Annotated in this window: 13 protein-coding genes; 2 read left to right on the top strand and 11 right to left on the bottom strand. The window is 44.3% G+C overall.

The features are described from left to right. Positions 1–37 precede the first annotated feature (37 nt). A complete protein-coding gene (gene moeB, locus FN815_RS04220; RefSeq protein WP_142453359.1) occupies positions 38–1,195 on the top strand; it encodes a molybdopterin-synthase adenylyltransferase MoeB in 1,158 nt (385 codons plus the stop codon). 244 nt (positions 1,196–1,439) lie between these two features. On the opposite strand, the gene arsB is transcribed toward moeB, so the two are convergent. The 6 genes from arsB to FN815_RS04190 form a co-directional block, all read right to left on the bottom strand. Continuing rightward, complete coding sequence (arsB, locus tag FN815_RS04215) at positions 1,440–2,477, bottom strand: ACR3 family arsenite efflux transporter (protein ID WP_142453358.1); 1,038 nt, start codon at positions 2,475–2,477, stop codon at positions 1,440–1,442. Between the two features lies 1 nt (position 2,478). Further along, complete coding sequence (locus FN815_RS04210; RefSeq protein WP_142453357.1) at positions 2,479–2,925, bottom strand: DUF6428 family protein; 447 nt, start codon at positions 2,923–2,925, stop codon at positions 2,479–2,481. Positions 2,926–2,967: 42 nt separating this feature from the next. Continuing rightward, positions 2,968–3,582 carry a low molecular weight phosphatase family protein gene (locus FN815_RS04205; protein WP_142453356.1) on the bottom strand — a complete coding sequence of 205 codons (615 nt, stop codon included), beginning with the start codon at positions 3,580–3,582 and terminating at the stop codon, positions 2,968–2,970. A gap of 370 nt (positions 3,583–3,952) precedes the next feature. Further along, the gene (locus tag FN815_RS04200; RefSeq protein ID WP_142453355.1) at positions 3,953–4,861 is read right to left on the bottom strand and encodes an arsenite methyltransferase; all 909 of its coding nucleotides are present in this window, start codon (positions 4,859–4,861) and stop codon (positions 3,953–3,955) included. A gap of 429 nt (positions 4,862–5,290) precedes the next feature. Next, on the bottom strand, positions 5,291–5,623 hold the full coding sequence (locus FN815_RS04195; RefSeq protein ID WP_142453354.1) for an ArsR/SmtB family transcription factor: 333 nt from the start codon (positions 5,621–5,623) through the stop codon (positions 5,291–5,293). A gap of 314 nt (positions 5,624–5,937) precedes the next feature. Further along, positions 5,938–7,077 carry a trans-sulfuration enzyme family protein gene (locus FN815_RS04190; RefSeq protein ID WP_142453353.1) on the bottom strand — a complete coding sequence of 380 codons (1,140 nt, stop codon included), beginning with the start codon at positions 7,075–7,077 and terminating at the stop codon, positions 5,938–5,940. Positions 7,078–7,348: 271 nt separating this feature from the next. On the opposite strand from FN815_RS04190, the gene FN815_RS04185 reads away from it, so the two are divergent. Then, positions 7,349–8,644 (top strand): sensor histidine kinase, encoded by a 1,296-nt coding sequence (locus FN815_RS04185; RefSeq protein ID WP_142453352.1) that lies wholly within the window; start codon positions 7,349–7,351, stop codon positions 8,642–8,644. Between the two features lie 14 nt (positions 8,645–8,658). Here FN815_RS04185 and FN815_RS04180 read toward each other — a convergent pair whose 3' ends face one another. The 5 genes from FN815_RS04180 to FN815_RS04160 all read right to left on the bottom strand — a co-directional run bounded on the left by FN815_RS04180 (position 8,659) and on the right by FN815_RS04160 (position 13,525). After that, positions 8,659–9,891 carry a M48 family metallopeptidase gene (locus tag FN815_RS04180; RefSeq protein ID WP_142453351.1) on the bottom strand — a complete coding sequence of 411 codons (1,233 nt, stop codon included), beginning with the start codon at positions 9,889–9,891 and terminating at the stop codon, positions 8,659–8,661. 102 nt (positions 9,892–9,993) lie between these two features. Next, positions 9,994–10,422: a hypothetical protein gene (locus FN815_RS04175; protein WP_142453350.1), complete on the bottom strand. Its 429-nt coding sequence runs from the start codon at positions 10,420–10,422 to the stop codon at positions 9,994–9,996. Between the two features lie 96 nt (positions 10,423–10,518). Continuing rightward, a complete protein-coding gene (locus FN815_RS04170; RefSeq protein WP_142453349.1) occupies positions 10,519–10,836 on the bottom strand; it encodes a ribonuclease E inhibitor RraB in 318 nt (105 codons plus the stop codon). Between the two features lie 107 nt (positions 10,837–10,943). Then, positions 10,944–12,176, bottom strand: a complete 1,233-nt coding sequence (locus FN815_RS04165) for an aminotransferase class I/II-fold pyridoxal phosphate-dependent enzyme (protein WP_142453348.1) — start codon at positions 12,174–12,176, stop codon at positions 10,944–10,946. Between the two features lie 128 nt (positions 12,177–12,304). Further along, entirely contained in the window at positions 12,305–13,525 is a 1,221-nt protein-coding gene (locus FN815_RS04160; protein ID WP_142453347.1) for a glycoside hydrolase family 27 protein, read from the bottom strand. Positions 13,526–13,576: the final 51 nt, after the last annotated feature.

Raw genomic sequence — 13,576 nt, 5'->3', positions numbered from 1 at the left:
ATTTGATTCCAATTAACCATCGTTACACCAATAACTAATGTTCAGCCCCGATAATACCAAATTCAGTACAGAGGAACAGGATCGATATGCCCGTCAGATCGCCTTACCTTCTTTGGGCGTTGAAGGCCAAAAGAAACTAAAACAAGCCAAGGTGGCCGTGGTTGGTGCAGGCGGACTGGGGGCGCCATTATTACAATATCTCGCCGCAGCCGGTGTGGGAACCATTGGTATTTTCGATTTTGATAAAGTAGAAACCAGCAACCTGCAACGGCAAGTACTTTATGCCGAAACCGATGTTGGAAAACAAAAGGCTGAGGTCACCGGAGAGCGTTTAAGAGCGATCAATCCTCATATAAAAATTGATGTACACGACACCAAAATCACCCCAAATAATGCCGTATCGCTTTTTGATTCTTATGATTTAGTGGCCGAAGGATCCGACAATTTTCTCACCAAATATGTGGTCAATGATGCCTGCCTGATCCTGGATATTCCCCTTGTTTTTGGTTCCATCTACCAGTTTGAAGGACAGGTTTCCGTGTTTAATTATGTAGATGAAAAGGGCCTCCGCGGACCTGAATACCGCGATTTCTTTCCGAATGTGCCCGAACAGGGATTTATTCCCAATTGTGCCCAAGCCGGGGTGATGGGGGCTTTGCCCGGAATAGTAGGCTCTATGCAAGCTATGGAAATGATAAAAATCATTACCGGGATTGGGGAAGTGCTTAGCGGTAGTATGCTGGTGGTAGATGCCCTGAATATGGATGTCACCAAGATGCAGATTCCCATCAACCCAGAAAAGAAAACGGTGGATAAAGAACTAGTACAGAAAAGACTGACTGCCCTGGCAGAAATCAATGAACAGAAAGAACGAGATAGCGGAACAGATATATCGGAAATAAGTGCAGAAAAACTACAGGATTTAATGCAGCAACAGGAAGATGTAGTTTTGGTTGATGTGCGGACTGTTGAAGAACATCAAAGCTTTAACATTGGCGGAGAATTGTTTCCGTTGCAAAAGCTGATAGACACAGATACACTCCCAAAAATTTTCAATGAGGACAACGTTATTCTTTACTGTGAAACCGGTGTCAGAAGCTCCAAAGCCATTGAAATCCTCCGGCAAAAATTTGACACCCAAAACCTGCTCAATCTCAAAGGTGGGATGTCGGCCTGGCGAATGATGGAGGGTTAATGGTTGATTGATTATTTGTTGGGCCAATTTGTGAATCCCGTTTTTCGTTCTGATGCAGAGCGCTATAAAACGTAGGACGGATAGATTTATCCGTCCTTGTTTATAACAGGTAGAACAGAGTAATAGCATTATGGTTGGGTAAACCATTTGCTGTTATAAACCCTCCCAGGGTTCTGAACCCCTGGAGGGTTTTCATGACCAGCTTATGAATCCTAAGTACTGAATTTCCGACTCCTTCTTTTCCTCAATAACCCGCCCGACTCCTATTTGCAAAGCGAACCAGTGAGAGCATCACTGGCACCTCAATCAAAACGCCTACTACCGTTACCAAAGCGGCACCCGATTGCAGCCCAAATAAAGCGATGGCCACGGCTACGGCCAGCTCAAAGAAATTACTGGCCCCAATCATGGATCCCGGAGCGCATACCTGATAAGGTAGCCCGATCCATTTACCGCCATACCACGCAATCACAAAAATAAAATAGGTTTGGATGAGCAGGGGCACAGCAATCAACAAAATATCTACAGGTTGCGCGATAATGCGTTCACCTTGATACGCAAAAAGCAGCACCAGCGTAACCAATAATGCTGAAACAGATAGCGGTTTAAATCTGGGCAGAAAGGTACCGGTGTACCACTCCTTCCCTTTGCGGCTGATCGCAATTTTGTGCGTCAGATAGCCGGCTACCAACGGGATCACCACAAATACGATAACAGAAGCCGCCAGCGTTTCCCATGGAATACTGATATCGGTGATGCCCAACAGCAATCCCACAATAGGAATGAATAGAATTAGAATCAGGATATCATTCACTGATACCTGCACCAGCGTGTAATTGGGGTCGCCATCCGATAGGTACGACCACACAAATACCATGGCCGTACAAGGCGCTGCCCCAAGCAAAATAGCGCCGGCAATGTATTGGTCTGCCAGCTCCGGACTTAACCAGGCCGCATACAGCTTGTCAAAAAAGATCCATGCAAAAAACGCCATGGTAAATGGCTTAATGGCCCAGTTGATGATCACTGTCCACACTACGCCTTTCGGGGATTTCCCGATTTCTTTGAGCGAGGCGAAATCGACCTGCAACATCATTGGATAAATCATCAGCCAAATCAATATAGCCACCGGAATATTAACACGGTAAATTTCCCAATCACTGATAACTTGTATAGAGTCGCCGGCCAGCCAGCCTACGCCAATTCCTATTGCAATACAGAGCAAAACCCACACAGTGAGGAAGCGCTCGAAGAAATCCATACGCTTTTCTGAGTTTGCCATCTTAACAGCAGGCCCCCGCTTTGGTTGTTTGTGTTAAGCTGGGCTTGCAAACCGTCGGTTTAACGTTTAGGTGGATGTTCACCACGCCGGTATCGGCTTCTACTTCCTTCACCGAATATTTCATGGTAGGGTGAGCCGAATCTCCAAACTCGATAAACAGTTCAGCATCATCAATATATTCAATCTTCTTTCCTACAATGTCAATGATTTTTATAGCCTTGTCGGTGGTCCACTCAGCCGTTTTACCGCTGCGTTCATTAATCCACAACTGCACCACGGTTTCCTGGTAAGCGTGCATGTTGCCACCACAATCCACCGAGTCCACCTGGTGATTTTGAATCTCCGTGATGTGTAAGTCACCCGCAATTCTCGATCCATCAGGCAGGGTGAAATAGAGCTCCTTGTTACTGTTTGATATAAGCGTGTGTATAAAAGTTGAGGTATTCATTTTATCGTATTTTTGCGATTAATAGATGTAAATTTTTTTGTGTTACTGTGCTGCTTGTCGAATCATATAAAACATCTCTGCCGCAATCTGCCGGCAACGCTCGTCATAGGTTTCCGCTTCCTGCGCCGTCCCATCCGATTCCTTTGGATCCCGGTAGGTTACAGGCTTTCGAAATTCAGCTCCGGGCACAAACGGACAGTTTTCGTCGGCATCCGAGCAGGTCATTATAGCTGCAAACTGTTTTTTCGGGTTGATGGGATGGTCGAACTTTTTGGAGAAGCACACCATCGGGGCTTCATTTTCGCTACATCGCACTTTATACCCCGGGTTTTCTCCGCCAGGATTTTCCACCTCAAAACCCGCCCGCTCCAGCGCCGCCACTGCACGTGGGTTGAAAGCCGTGGCCTCCGTTCCGCCTGAATAGCTTTCTAAATCATTCAGGCCGTAAACATGTGCGGCCGTGGCCGTCCATATTTGCGCCAAATGACTCCGGCGACTGTTATGCGTGCAAATAAAGTTAAGCTGCGCCGTTTCCCCTTGTTCCTTTTTGGATTTGATGTAGGTCGCCACTTCTTCAAGTTCTTCGCGTCGTGAAGATGGAATAGAATCGAATGTTGATTCTATTTCGTTTATGTAAGTTTTCAGTTTTGGGTACATACAGTGTTCTACTTATTTATTTCAGGTTTTAACAGTGATGGGTGTGATGTTTGTGATGCGCTATGATGATTCTATACATTTAGGCTCCATGAGATTTATCACGGTATATCATCTTTATCACAATTATCACAGTTAACATTTTGCCCAACCTCCGATCACCAACGAGCCATCCATCCCATGCGGGCGGTGGTTTACTTTGGGGCACCATTCTACCCCCGACTGAAGTCGGGGGCTATTCATATTACATCCCTTCGGGATTCTTTTAGTCATTACCACACTTCAGATTTTGAAACTACATGGAAAACGCCAACACTTCATAATAATCCGTGCAATCCCACAATCAGTGGAATCAGTGCAATCAGTGATCGATTTAGCAACACCCCGAGCCCGGCTCGCATGCATTAGCCTGCCCGCCCAGCATGGTCACCATTTCTTTTTGGGATGACGACTTCTCCTCACCACCGGCCTTCTGTGCAAATACGGTGATGCTATAGATTCCCGGTCCGCCTTCATTAAAACCAGCAATCTCATCCTCATCCAAATACTTAGACAGAATGTCTTCAGGGATCTCAATAGGCTTTTCCTTTTGGATGGTGATGTTTTCGAAACCTGCTTCTTTAATATGATCCAGGTACACTTCTTTCTGAATGGCTCCTGCCACGCATCCGGCATACATCTCGGCATCTTCGCGTAAGGCTTCAGGCAACTCTCCTTCCAGCACGATATCGGAAATGCTAAAATGACCACCCGGCTTTAACACCCGAAAAATTTCCGAGAAAACCTTTGGTTTATCCGGTACCAGGTTCAGCACGCAGTTACTCACCACCACGTCAGCTACATCGTCGGACACAGGCATGTCTTCAATATCGCCGTAACGAAATTCCACATTATTGAAGCCCAGCTTGTCTGCATTTTTACGTGCTTTGGCAATCATCGATTCGGTAAAATCAATGCCCAGCACTTTGCCTTCGGCGCCGGTTTCGTGGCGAGCTACAAAGCAATCGTTGCCGGCCCCGGAGCCTAAATCAATCACATAATCACCCTTTTTTATTTTGGCAAACTGGGTAGGCAGACCGCAACCAAGCCCGAGGTCTGCATCGGCATTGTAGCCTTCTACTTCGCCATAGTCATCGGTCATTATGTTGTACACTTTGGTAGACTCTCCTCCGGCTCCACAGCAGGAACGGGCATTGTAATCCTTACCCTGCTCACTTATTTCAGCATATTTTTTGCGAACGGTTTCTTTGAGTTCTTCAGCAGATTTCTTTTTCGTTTCCATGTTTCCTTTCTAAGATTAATTCAAATTTACCTTCCTTTACCAAGTACCGGTTTTGACTGTGATGGACGTGATTCTTGTGATGCGCTGTGATGATTCTTCGTAATCAAACCCATCAAATTCATCACGGTACATCATCTTTATCACCATCATCACAGTTAAACATTATTGCCCAACCTCCGATCGCCAATGAGCCATCTATACCATCCGGGCGGAGGTTTTTTCTAATGGTTTCGTTTTTCCCCGACTAAAGTCGGGGGCTATTCTCATTTCATCCCTTTGGGATTTGAAAATCGATATGGCTCTCACTTAAGCTTCTGTCTAACTGTGATAATTAGGATGATTTTTTTGATTTACTATGATGATGTTCTTCCTAATACCTTAGTCTAAAAATCCATCACAGCACAACATCCATATCACATGAATCACAGTTCAGCAGCAGCTTGGGTTTTGGGTTGATAGATTCGTAAACAACGTCCCCATCACCGCTTTCAGCTCTTCCAGGTTTTCCTCATCCAGGCAGTAGCAGGTACGTACGCCTTCTACTTCGCCTTTGATGATACCGGCCGATTTCAACGCTTTTAAATGCTGTGATACGGTAGATTGCGCCAGCGGCAGTTCCTCGGTGATATCTCCGCAAATACAGGTGTTGCGCCGTGCCAGGATTTCCAGGATGGCGATCCGCGCGGGATGCGCCAGTGCCTTGGCAAATTCTGCGGCCTTCACCTGTTTGTCGTTAAATAATTGTGCTTTTGTAATTGCCATAATCGTATATCGTAATTATACGATTAATGGTACGACATGAATTTCCCAGAATCAAGAGTGAGATAAAATTTAATTCTTTCCCTGCACAACGGATGTCACAAGCGGGACGCCTGCGACAGGTTGTTAATATATTTTCTGACGAAAAGAATCACATGCCCAATTGGGAGAGAAGCTGAATTAAGTTAATCACTCGAATCCACCATCTAACCCACCCCTCAATCCCCCGACAGGCTTGTCGGGGGAAGCTCCGTTGATACTCTAAAAGGAGATATTACTTAAGGGGTAAATTGCAATGAGTGCTTATCACAAAATTTTTATCCCAACGCCTGTTCTATATCTGCGATGAGATCATCGGGGTGTTCCAGGCCTACACTCAGGCGAATGAGGTTATCCGGGGTTTTAGATTCTTCGCCTTCTGATGATTTTCGATGTTCCCAAATGCTTTCAATGCCTCCCAAACTGGTAGCTGCTGTAATTACTTTTGAAGAAGAGGCAACAGCGATGGCATCTTCTTTGGTACCATCAATCAGGAAGGAAATCATGCCGCCAAAATCCTTCATCTGCTCTTTTGCAATTTCATGGCCGGGATGAGATTCCAATCCGGGATAATATACTTTCATAATTTTGGGGTGATTAACCAGGAAATCGGCCACTTTACGGGCGTTTTCGTTGTGAGCCCGCATGCGATATGGAAACGAGCGGATACTGCGACTCAGCAGCCAGCAGTCCTGTGGAGAGGGAGCAGCCCCCTGTATCACCTGAATGGTTCGTATTTTCTCGAACAGCTCATTATTCTCTTTTGTGATTACCGCACCGCCCAAAATATCGCTGTGTCCACCCAGGTATTTGGTGGTAGAATGTACAACTATATCTGCTCCAAGCTCTAAGGGACGCATGTTGTAGGGGGTTGGCCACGTGCTATCCACTGCAGCAATAGCGCCATTTTTATGGGCCAATTTACTTACTTCCACCACGTCAGTAATCAATAGGCGGGGATTGGAGGGTGTTTCCAACCAAAGCATTTTGGTGTTTTCCTTGATGGAAGACTTAATAACCTCCAGATCGGTCATATCGATAAAGTCTGCTTCCAGGTTCCATCGTTCCGCAAACTCCCAAACCAGCTTGCGGGTTCCAAAATATACATCTTCAGGTAACAGCAAATGACTGCCTGCTTCCAGCGTTTGAAATACAGAAGAGATAGCTGCGATCCCTGAGGAAAAAGCTGCACACGCATCTCCTCCTTCCAGATCCTTTAGCACATTTTCCAGTTGTACGCGGTTTGGATTAGAAATCCGGGTGTACTTCCAGTCGCCATCCTGCTGCCCCTCTTTTCGATGCTCATAGATGGTGGAAAGCTCAATACCCGGAACTAAAGGTTCGTTTTCACCGGGCTCCTGCTTCATGCTTCCATGAATTGCAATGGTTTCAATATTCTTAGTTGGTAGTGAGGACATAATCGATTTTAACTAATTAATTTTCGTTGAGTGAGTGGGCTTAAAATACAGTGTATCCATGTAAAATGACGTTCCATTCTTCAAATGATTTTGTCTGATCTCTTTAAATATAGTTGGCAATTAGATGCCATATTTGTGCTCATGAAGGTTGATCATATTACTACAGATCCTTTTTGTCATTGGCCACTCCACTAAATAGTTTAGTGGGAATTAAAAATTTTAAGAAAAGTCGAATTATTTTGGCATCAGATACTTTCAGATAGAGGCGACTATGCAAAATCCCTGGAAAAAATATAAACTAACAGTCCGTAAAAATTGTCTGGGTTCTTTTAACCCCAGCGATGGACTAGACTACTGGCGTAATAAACTTTTCGCTACGATTATCATTTACCTTTTGCCTTTATCACTGTTAGTGTTGGTACCTTCCCTACTGATTGTTTATGCACTTGATTTACAGTCGCTTAGCATAGCCTACACCTGCATTGCTATTGCCATTTCCTTAGTATCACTTTACAGTGGTTTCAGCATAACTACACGCAAGTATTTGTTTGTAGCTCTTGTATATGCTGCCGCAACTATTTTGATATTCTACATGGGAGAACATGGAGCAGGGCTCACTTACCTGTTTGGCGCCACCGTATTTGCTATGCTGATTTTACCCACCAGGGCCGGCGTGTTCACTATCGTTATTAATGTGGCGATTTGTGCTTTGCAGGGTATGTTGATCCATTACAATATAGCCGAATATCCTTTACGTGATAGTTATCAGGTAGCCTCATGGATAGCTATTTCAGCCAATTCCATTTTGTTGAGTGTAGTTGCCGTCATTTTTATGCCGATGTTATTCAGTGGCCTGCAGCGCACTATTGAATCTCAGAAAGACCTCAGGAAGCATCTTATAACGCATCAGGAACAGCTGGAACGTTCACTTGAAGAAAAAGAAACGATGTTGGCTGAAATTCATCACCGTGTGAAAAATAACATGGCGGTAATATCAGGAATGCTTCAGATGCAATCCTTCAAAGAGCCTGATGAAGAAGTACAGAAGAAATTACTGGACAGCACATTGCGTATTAAATCCATGGCTAATGTCCACGAACTACTGTACCAATCTCATAGCTTCTCAAATCTGTCTTTTGATGAAGGCCTCAGAAAACTGGTACAAACCGTTCAGGATACAATGGAAACCAATACCAATGTTTCTATTGAATTTGAACTGGAATCCGTTCAGCTGAATATCAATCAAGCTCTGCCCTGCAGCCTGATTCTTAATGAAGTAATCACCAACGCAATGAAGCATGCTTTTACAAGGAAAGAGACGGGTAAGATCAGTATCCGGCTACAGCAAAAAAATAACTACCTGTCCCTACAAATTACCGATAATGGTCATGGTATTTCACAGGAAAAAGACGAAATAAGCGAAGCTTCTTTGGGGCTTGAGTTGATAGAAAGCCTAACACAACAATTGGAAGCTGACTATAAATATCAATCCAGAAAAGAGCAGCCCGGAACGGTATTTGAGCTATCCTTTCCTATCGCTGAGATCAACGAAAGCATTATGACTTAAGAGACCATGCTTCCCTATTGATTTCTTATTTCCCTGATGCGTTCCAGTACCGGCGGATGAGAGTAATTAAGCCACACGTAAAACCAATGTGGTGTCAGGTTCGACAAGTTATCCTTGGAAAGTTTCTTCAGCGTAGACACCATATCCTCTGGCTGGCCTGTAGTTTGAGCTGCAAAAGCATCGGCCTCAAATTCATGTTTTCTTGACAGAACCTGCATGAATACAGAGAGAATCATATCAATGGGAGCATACAACATCCCGAAGAAAATAAGCCCTGCATATACCGACATCTGCTCCATATAAAATGCATCAAACAAGCCTTCCGCATTTAAAAATATCGACAACAGGAAGAACATCACACCAGTCTGAGCCACACTTGTTATCATCCCTTTGATGATATGCTTTTTTTTGTAATGACCAATTTCATGCGCCAATACTGCCACCAGTTCATTATTGGTGTGATTTTCAATTAAGGTATCGTATAGGGCTACCCGCTTGTTTTTGCCAAAACCGGTAAAAAAGGCATTGGATTTACTCGAACGCCTGGAGCCGTCAATAACAAATAATCCTGTAATCGAAAAGTCTACTTTATCGGTATAGTTTTCAATAGCCGTCCGCAGTTCTCCTTCTTCCAGCGGAGTAAATTTATTGAACAGCGGCATAATCCAGGTGGGGGCCACATATTGCATCACCAAGGTAAAAGCAGTTACTACGCCCCAGGCATACAACCAGGCAAATTCCCCGGCGTACATAAAAAACCATAAGATTCCAGCAAGCAGCGGTGTTCCGATCACCAAACTTAGCCCAAAGCCCTTCAACAAATCCATCACAAAAGTTTTTGGGGTAGTTTTATTGAATCCAAAACGCTCCTCAATTACAAATGTGGAATAGATACTGAATGGCAGTGTGATAACCGTTTTGGCAAGTAGCAGCACACCGATATACAATAAGCCGGTCACCAGTTCGCCAAAACCCCAGGCGCGTACTATTTGATCAAGCCAGTTAAATCCGCCTGAAAACCAGAAACCAAGTACTAATAACAGATTAAAGCCCCCAGTTATGAATCCAAATTTAGTACGAACCTTGGTGTATTCCTGTGATTTAGCATAGGTGTCCTCATCATATACATCCTTGAATTCTTGGGGCAGTTCTTTAGACAGAGATTTGAGGTTCAGGTAGTTGGACGTGATATCCAGGATAAAATCAATGGCAATGGTTGCCAAAATAATGATGGCGTAGATATTCATGCAGTAGCGTTTCTAAGCTTTTATTTTATATATCTTTTCAAATTTCGTGACATCGAATATAAGGAATAATAACGCACTGCCCGAACATACCTTTTCACCTGATCAATCCACTAAATCCACCCGCAAGGTAGCTCTATAATCCTCTTTTGGAATGGATGGATATTGTTTTTGGGGGTACGGGTTTAAGGCAATCAACTGCAATTTATATCCCTGAAAGATTTCTGATTGCTTCATATCTGGATGCGTGTTCAATTCCAGCATTCGCTCACTATTTCCTTCAGCAATCTTCATACTTACTTTAGCGTTTCCGGCCCAGAAACACATCAGAGAGGCCGGACACCTGCTGTCTTCCAATATTTCCATGAACTGTATGGTGATAGATGCACCGTTTGTTTCGGCAAGTTGCCCTACTCTCAAGTCAAACTCCTCTCCAATCTTAAAGTCACGGCTTTCACCAGGGAAATGATTGTCGCAGGAAACGAAAAGCAGAGTGCCAAAAATTAATAAGATTAGCTGTTTTGTGTATTTCATAATCAACCTCCTCTCTGTTATTAGGTTTACTGAATAGTACTGAAATACGTTTGCTAAATCCAACCCAAATGTATTTATAACCGCCTTAAAAGGTGCTTAAATCACGGTTCCCCAGCCGTCGTACTGTCCGCCATACTTGTTTGCCAGTTGCTCCATCCAGTTGCCAATATCTTCCAGGCGTTCGGTTGTCACATTCATTTTCTTATTGGCAAACAATCCCCAATCCTCCGTAAGCTCATCATACCGCACCTCTGTGTAAAAACGAAGGTTTATGAGTTCTACTTCAACCTGCACGGCTGCGTATTCACTTGGAAAATAGAGGAAGAAATCAACCGGGCGCTCTTCATCCAAATCACCCCCAAAGCGGGTGATGTTATTTACTACTTCCTGATTTATATTTTCAGATCGTTTCATTTTCTAAGTTTTGCCTCTCTAACAAAATACATTTTTGGCTCAAATAGTAAAGCCTGCCCGATTGCTCAGGCAGGCTTTTAATAAAGTGCTAAAACTAAGCAGGTTTATCAGGCGCTCAGTTTGTTGGCCGCTTCTGCCACAAAATCCTGGATAGCAGCAAAAGCTTTTAATGTTTTCTCGATATGGGCATCGGTGTGGGCCGCCGTTGGAATGAGGCGAATCAATACCGTACCACGAGGTACTACCGGGTAAGCCACACCACTTACAAATACACCATGCTCTTCACGCAGCTTACGCATGATATCCTGGCAGAGATCGGTGCTGCCTTTAGTCAATACCGGGGTAACCGGGCTTTCTGATGGCAGTACGGTGTAGCCTATTTCTCGCAGACCTTCACGTAATTTCAGCGTGTTATTCCAAAGCTGCTCTCTCCATTCGGGATGTTGTTTGATGAGCTTCAGGCGCTCACGTGCCGTCACGGCCATAGGCATAGGCAGTGATTTAGCAAATACCTGACTTCTGGAATTCGCCTTCAAAAACTCAATTACACGGGGTTCTGAAGCGATAAAGGCTCCAATGAGTGCAAAAGACTTGGCAAAGGTACCAAAGTAAATATCAATGCCATCCTGTACGCCTAAGTGCGTTCCGGTACCGGAACCATCTTCTCCCATCGTACCAATACCGTGGGCATCATCTACCAACAAACGGAAAGGCACTTCTTTTTTCAGTTCAATAATTTCTTTGAGGATACCAAGGTCTCCGGTCATCCCGAAAACACCTTCCGTCACAACTAAGATAGAGCCGTTTTCTTTGTCCTTCATTTTATCGGCGGCACGGAAAAGCTGCTTTTTGAAGCTTTCAATATCGTTGTGTTTAAAAACGGATTTATCCGCCATAGCCAACTGCTTGCCATCTACAATACATGCATGGCTAAGCTCGTCGTAAATAAGAAAGTCATTGCGATCTACCAGTGCATGAATGGTACTCATGATTCCCTGGTAGCCGTAATTCAACAATTGTGCTTTTTCTTTATGAACAAAGGCTGCCAGTTCTTCTTCCAGTTTTTCGTGCTCGGTAGAATTACCCGTCATAAGGCGGGCTCCCATGGGGGCGCTCAAGCTGTATTTTTCGGTAGCTTCAACATCTACTTTTTTAATGTCCGGGTTACTGCCAATCCCCAGGTAGTCGTTGATACTCCAAACAACCATGTCCTTCCCGTTAAATTTCATTTCCGGGCCCAGCGGTCCTTCAAGTCTTGGGAACGTGTAGTACCCGTATCCTTCAGAGGTAAAAGGTCCCAACGGACTTGGCCGGTTTTCAAGCTTGTCAAATAAATCCATAAAGTTGAGCTATAATTTCGCTTTAATTTGAGTGAATGGAGGCCCTAACGCCCCTCTTCTAAAACGTGCAAAAGGTACGTAAATATACTTTCAACTCAAAGGCAGCCCACTTCCTCCTAAAGTAGTTGTCATTGCTTTATGAGACGATAAATGTTTAAATCATGTCCGGGCACTGTAAACCTTGTGGACTTTTGTGTTGAACCAATGTTCTTTCCAGACCACAAATCTCTCACTAAATATTCTGTCTCGGTAAAATCAAAACTGTAGTCAAAATGGGGATCACCAAATACGTGATTGGTCCACGTAAAATTAATCTCATGATCTTCCTGGCTTCGGTTCAGGAATGCTACTGCTATATCGCCATCGGCCAGTGGCTTTACCCAAACTCCGGTGCTATCCATCACCGTATAACGCCATGCTTCAACGCCTTCCGGATCTTGATTGACAGCAATCACTTCCTCATTAGTAAGGATTTTTCGGGTTTGATCGCTCATATCACGGATATCGTTACCGGCAATCAGTGGTGAATTCAGCATCGCCCACATTGCAAAATGAGCACGGTCTTCACCGGCTTTCATTCCGTTGCCCACTTCCATCATATCGTAATCATTCCAGTGTCCGGGACCTGAATACTGTCTAATTTCCTGATCCTTGCGCATATCAATAATTTTGGTGACGCCCCATGAGCTCCAACCGCCTTCGTGCTTGTACTCACAATCAAAGCAGGGATAGATGTCACCTGAAATTCTCCAAGCATGGCCTACGTCATCCGCCCATTCCCACGGATGTGCTGTACCCCATTCACAAATACTAAATACTACCGGATTTCCTGCAGCTGCCAATGCATCCCTCATCGTCATATAAGCTCCTTCTGCGGCTAAGCCCTCGGTATCGCACCAGTCGTACTTGAGGTAATCAATGCCCCATTCAGCATAGGTTTGTGCATCCTGATATTCATAGCCCCTGCTTCCGGGGTAGCCCGCACATGTGGTGTAGCCCGCATCAGAGTAAATACCCAGCTTCAAGCCTTTGGAATGTACATAATCAGCCAGTGCTTTCATCCCAGAGGGAAATTTTTCTTTATCTACGGTGATGTTTCCATCTTCGTCCCGTTCACCATGCCAACAATCATCAATGTTTACATATTCGTAACCGGCTTCTTTCATACCGGATTCTACCATAGCGTCGGCGGTTTCTTTAATGAGGTCCTCATCAACATTACAGCCAAACTCGTTCCAGCTGTTCCATCCCATGGGCGGCGTTTCTGCCAGGCCATCAAATTTCTGGGCCATCGTTGAAGTGGAAGCAAAAACAAATAATCCAAGTACTATAAAAGCGATTTTTTTCATGATCAGGTTGGGTTAAGACTATTAATCAATTGAATTGAATATATAGGATTT

Source organism: Gracilimonas mengyeensis, assembly GCF_900182705.1.
Classification (GTDB): Bacteria; Bacteroidota; Rhodothermia; order Balneolales; family Balneolaceae; genus Gracilimonas; species Gracilimonas mengyeensis.
The sequence above is the reverse complement of the archived record's forward strand: the minus strand, read 5'-3'. Positions and strand labels throughout refer to the sequence as shown.

What these genes read in the sequence shown, in the direction of transcription:
- moeB (WP_142453359.1), top strand. Translation starts at nt 38, where the DNA reads ATGTTCAGCCCCGATAATACCAAATTCAGTACAGAGGAACAGGATCGA.
- arsB (WP_142453358.1), bottom strand. Translation starts at nt 2,477, where the DNA reads ATGGCAAACTCAGAAAAGCGTATGGATTTCTTCGAGCGCTTCCTCACT.
- FN815_RS04210 (WP_142453357.1), bottom strand. Translation starts at nt 2,925, where the DNA reads ATGAATACCTCAACTTTTATACACACGCTTATATCAAACAGTAACAAG.
- FN815_RS04205 (WP_142453356.1), bottom strand. Translation starts at nt 3,582, where the DNA reads ATGTACCCAAAACTGAAAACTTACATAAACGAAATAGAATCAACATTC.
- FN815_RS04200 (WP_142453355.1), bottom strand. Translation starts at nt 4,861, where the DNA reads ATGGAAACGAAAAAGAAATCTGCTGAAGAACTCAAAGAAACCGTTCGC.
- FN815_RS04195 (WP_142453354.1), bottom strand. Translation starts at nt 5,623, where the DNA reads ATGGCAATTACAAAAGCACAATTATTTAACGACAAACAGGTGAAGGCC.
- FN815_RS04190 (WP_142453353.1), bottom strand. Translation starts at nt 7,077, where the DNA reads ATGTCCTCACTACCAACTAAGAATATTGAAACCATTGCAATTCATGGA.
- FN815_RS04185 (WP_142453352.1), top strand. Translation starts at nt 7,349, where the DNA reads ATGCAAAATCCCTGGAAAAAATATAAACTAACAGTCCGTAAAAATTGT.
- FN815_RS04180 (WP_142453351.1), bottom strand. Translation starts at nt 9,891, where the DNA reads ATGAATATCTACGCCATCATTATTTTGGCAACCATTGCCATTGATTTT.
- FN815_RS04175 (WP_142453350.1), bottom strand. Translation starts at nt 10,422, where the DNA reads ATGAAATACACAAAACAGCTAATCTTATTAATTTTTGGCACTCTGCTT.
- FN815_RS04170 (WP_142453349.1), bottom strand. Translation starts at nt 10,836, where the DNA reads ATGAAACGATCTGAAAATATAAATCAGGAAGTAGTAAATAACATCACC.
- FN815_RS04165 (WP_142453348.1), bottom strand. Translation starts at nt 12,176, where the DNA reads ATGGATTTATTTGACAAGCTTGAAAACCGGCCAAGTCCGTTGGGACCT.
- FN815_RS04160 (WP_142453347.1), bottom strand. Translation starts at nt 13,525, where the DNA reads ATGAAAAAAATCGCTTTTATAGTACTTGGATTATTTGTTTTTGCTTCC.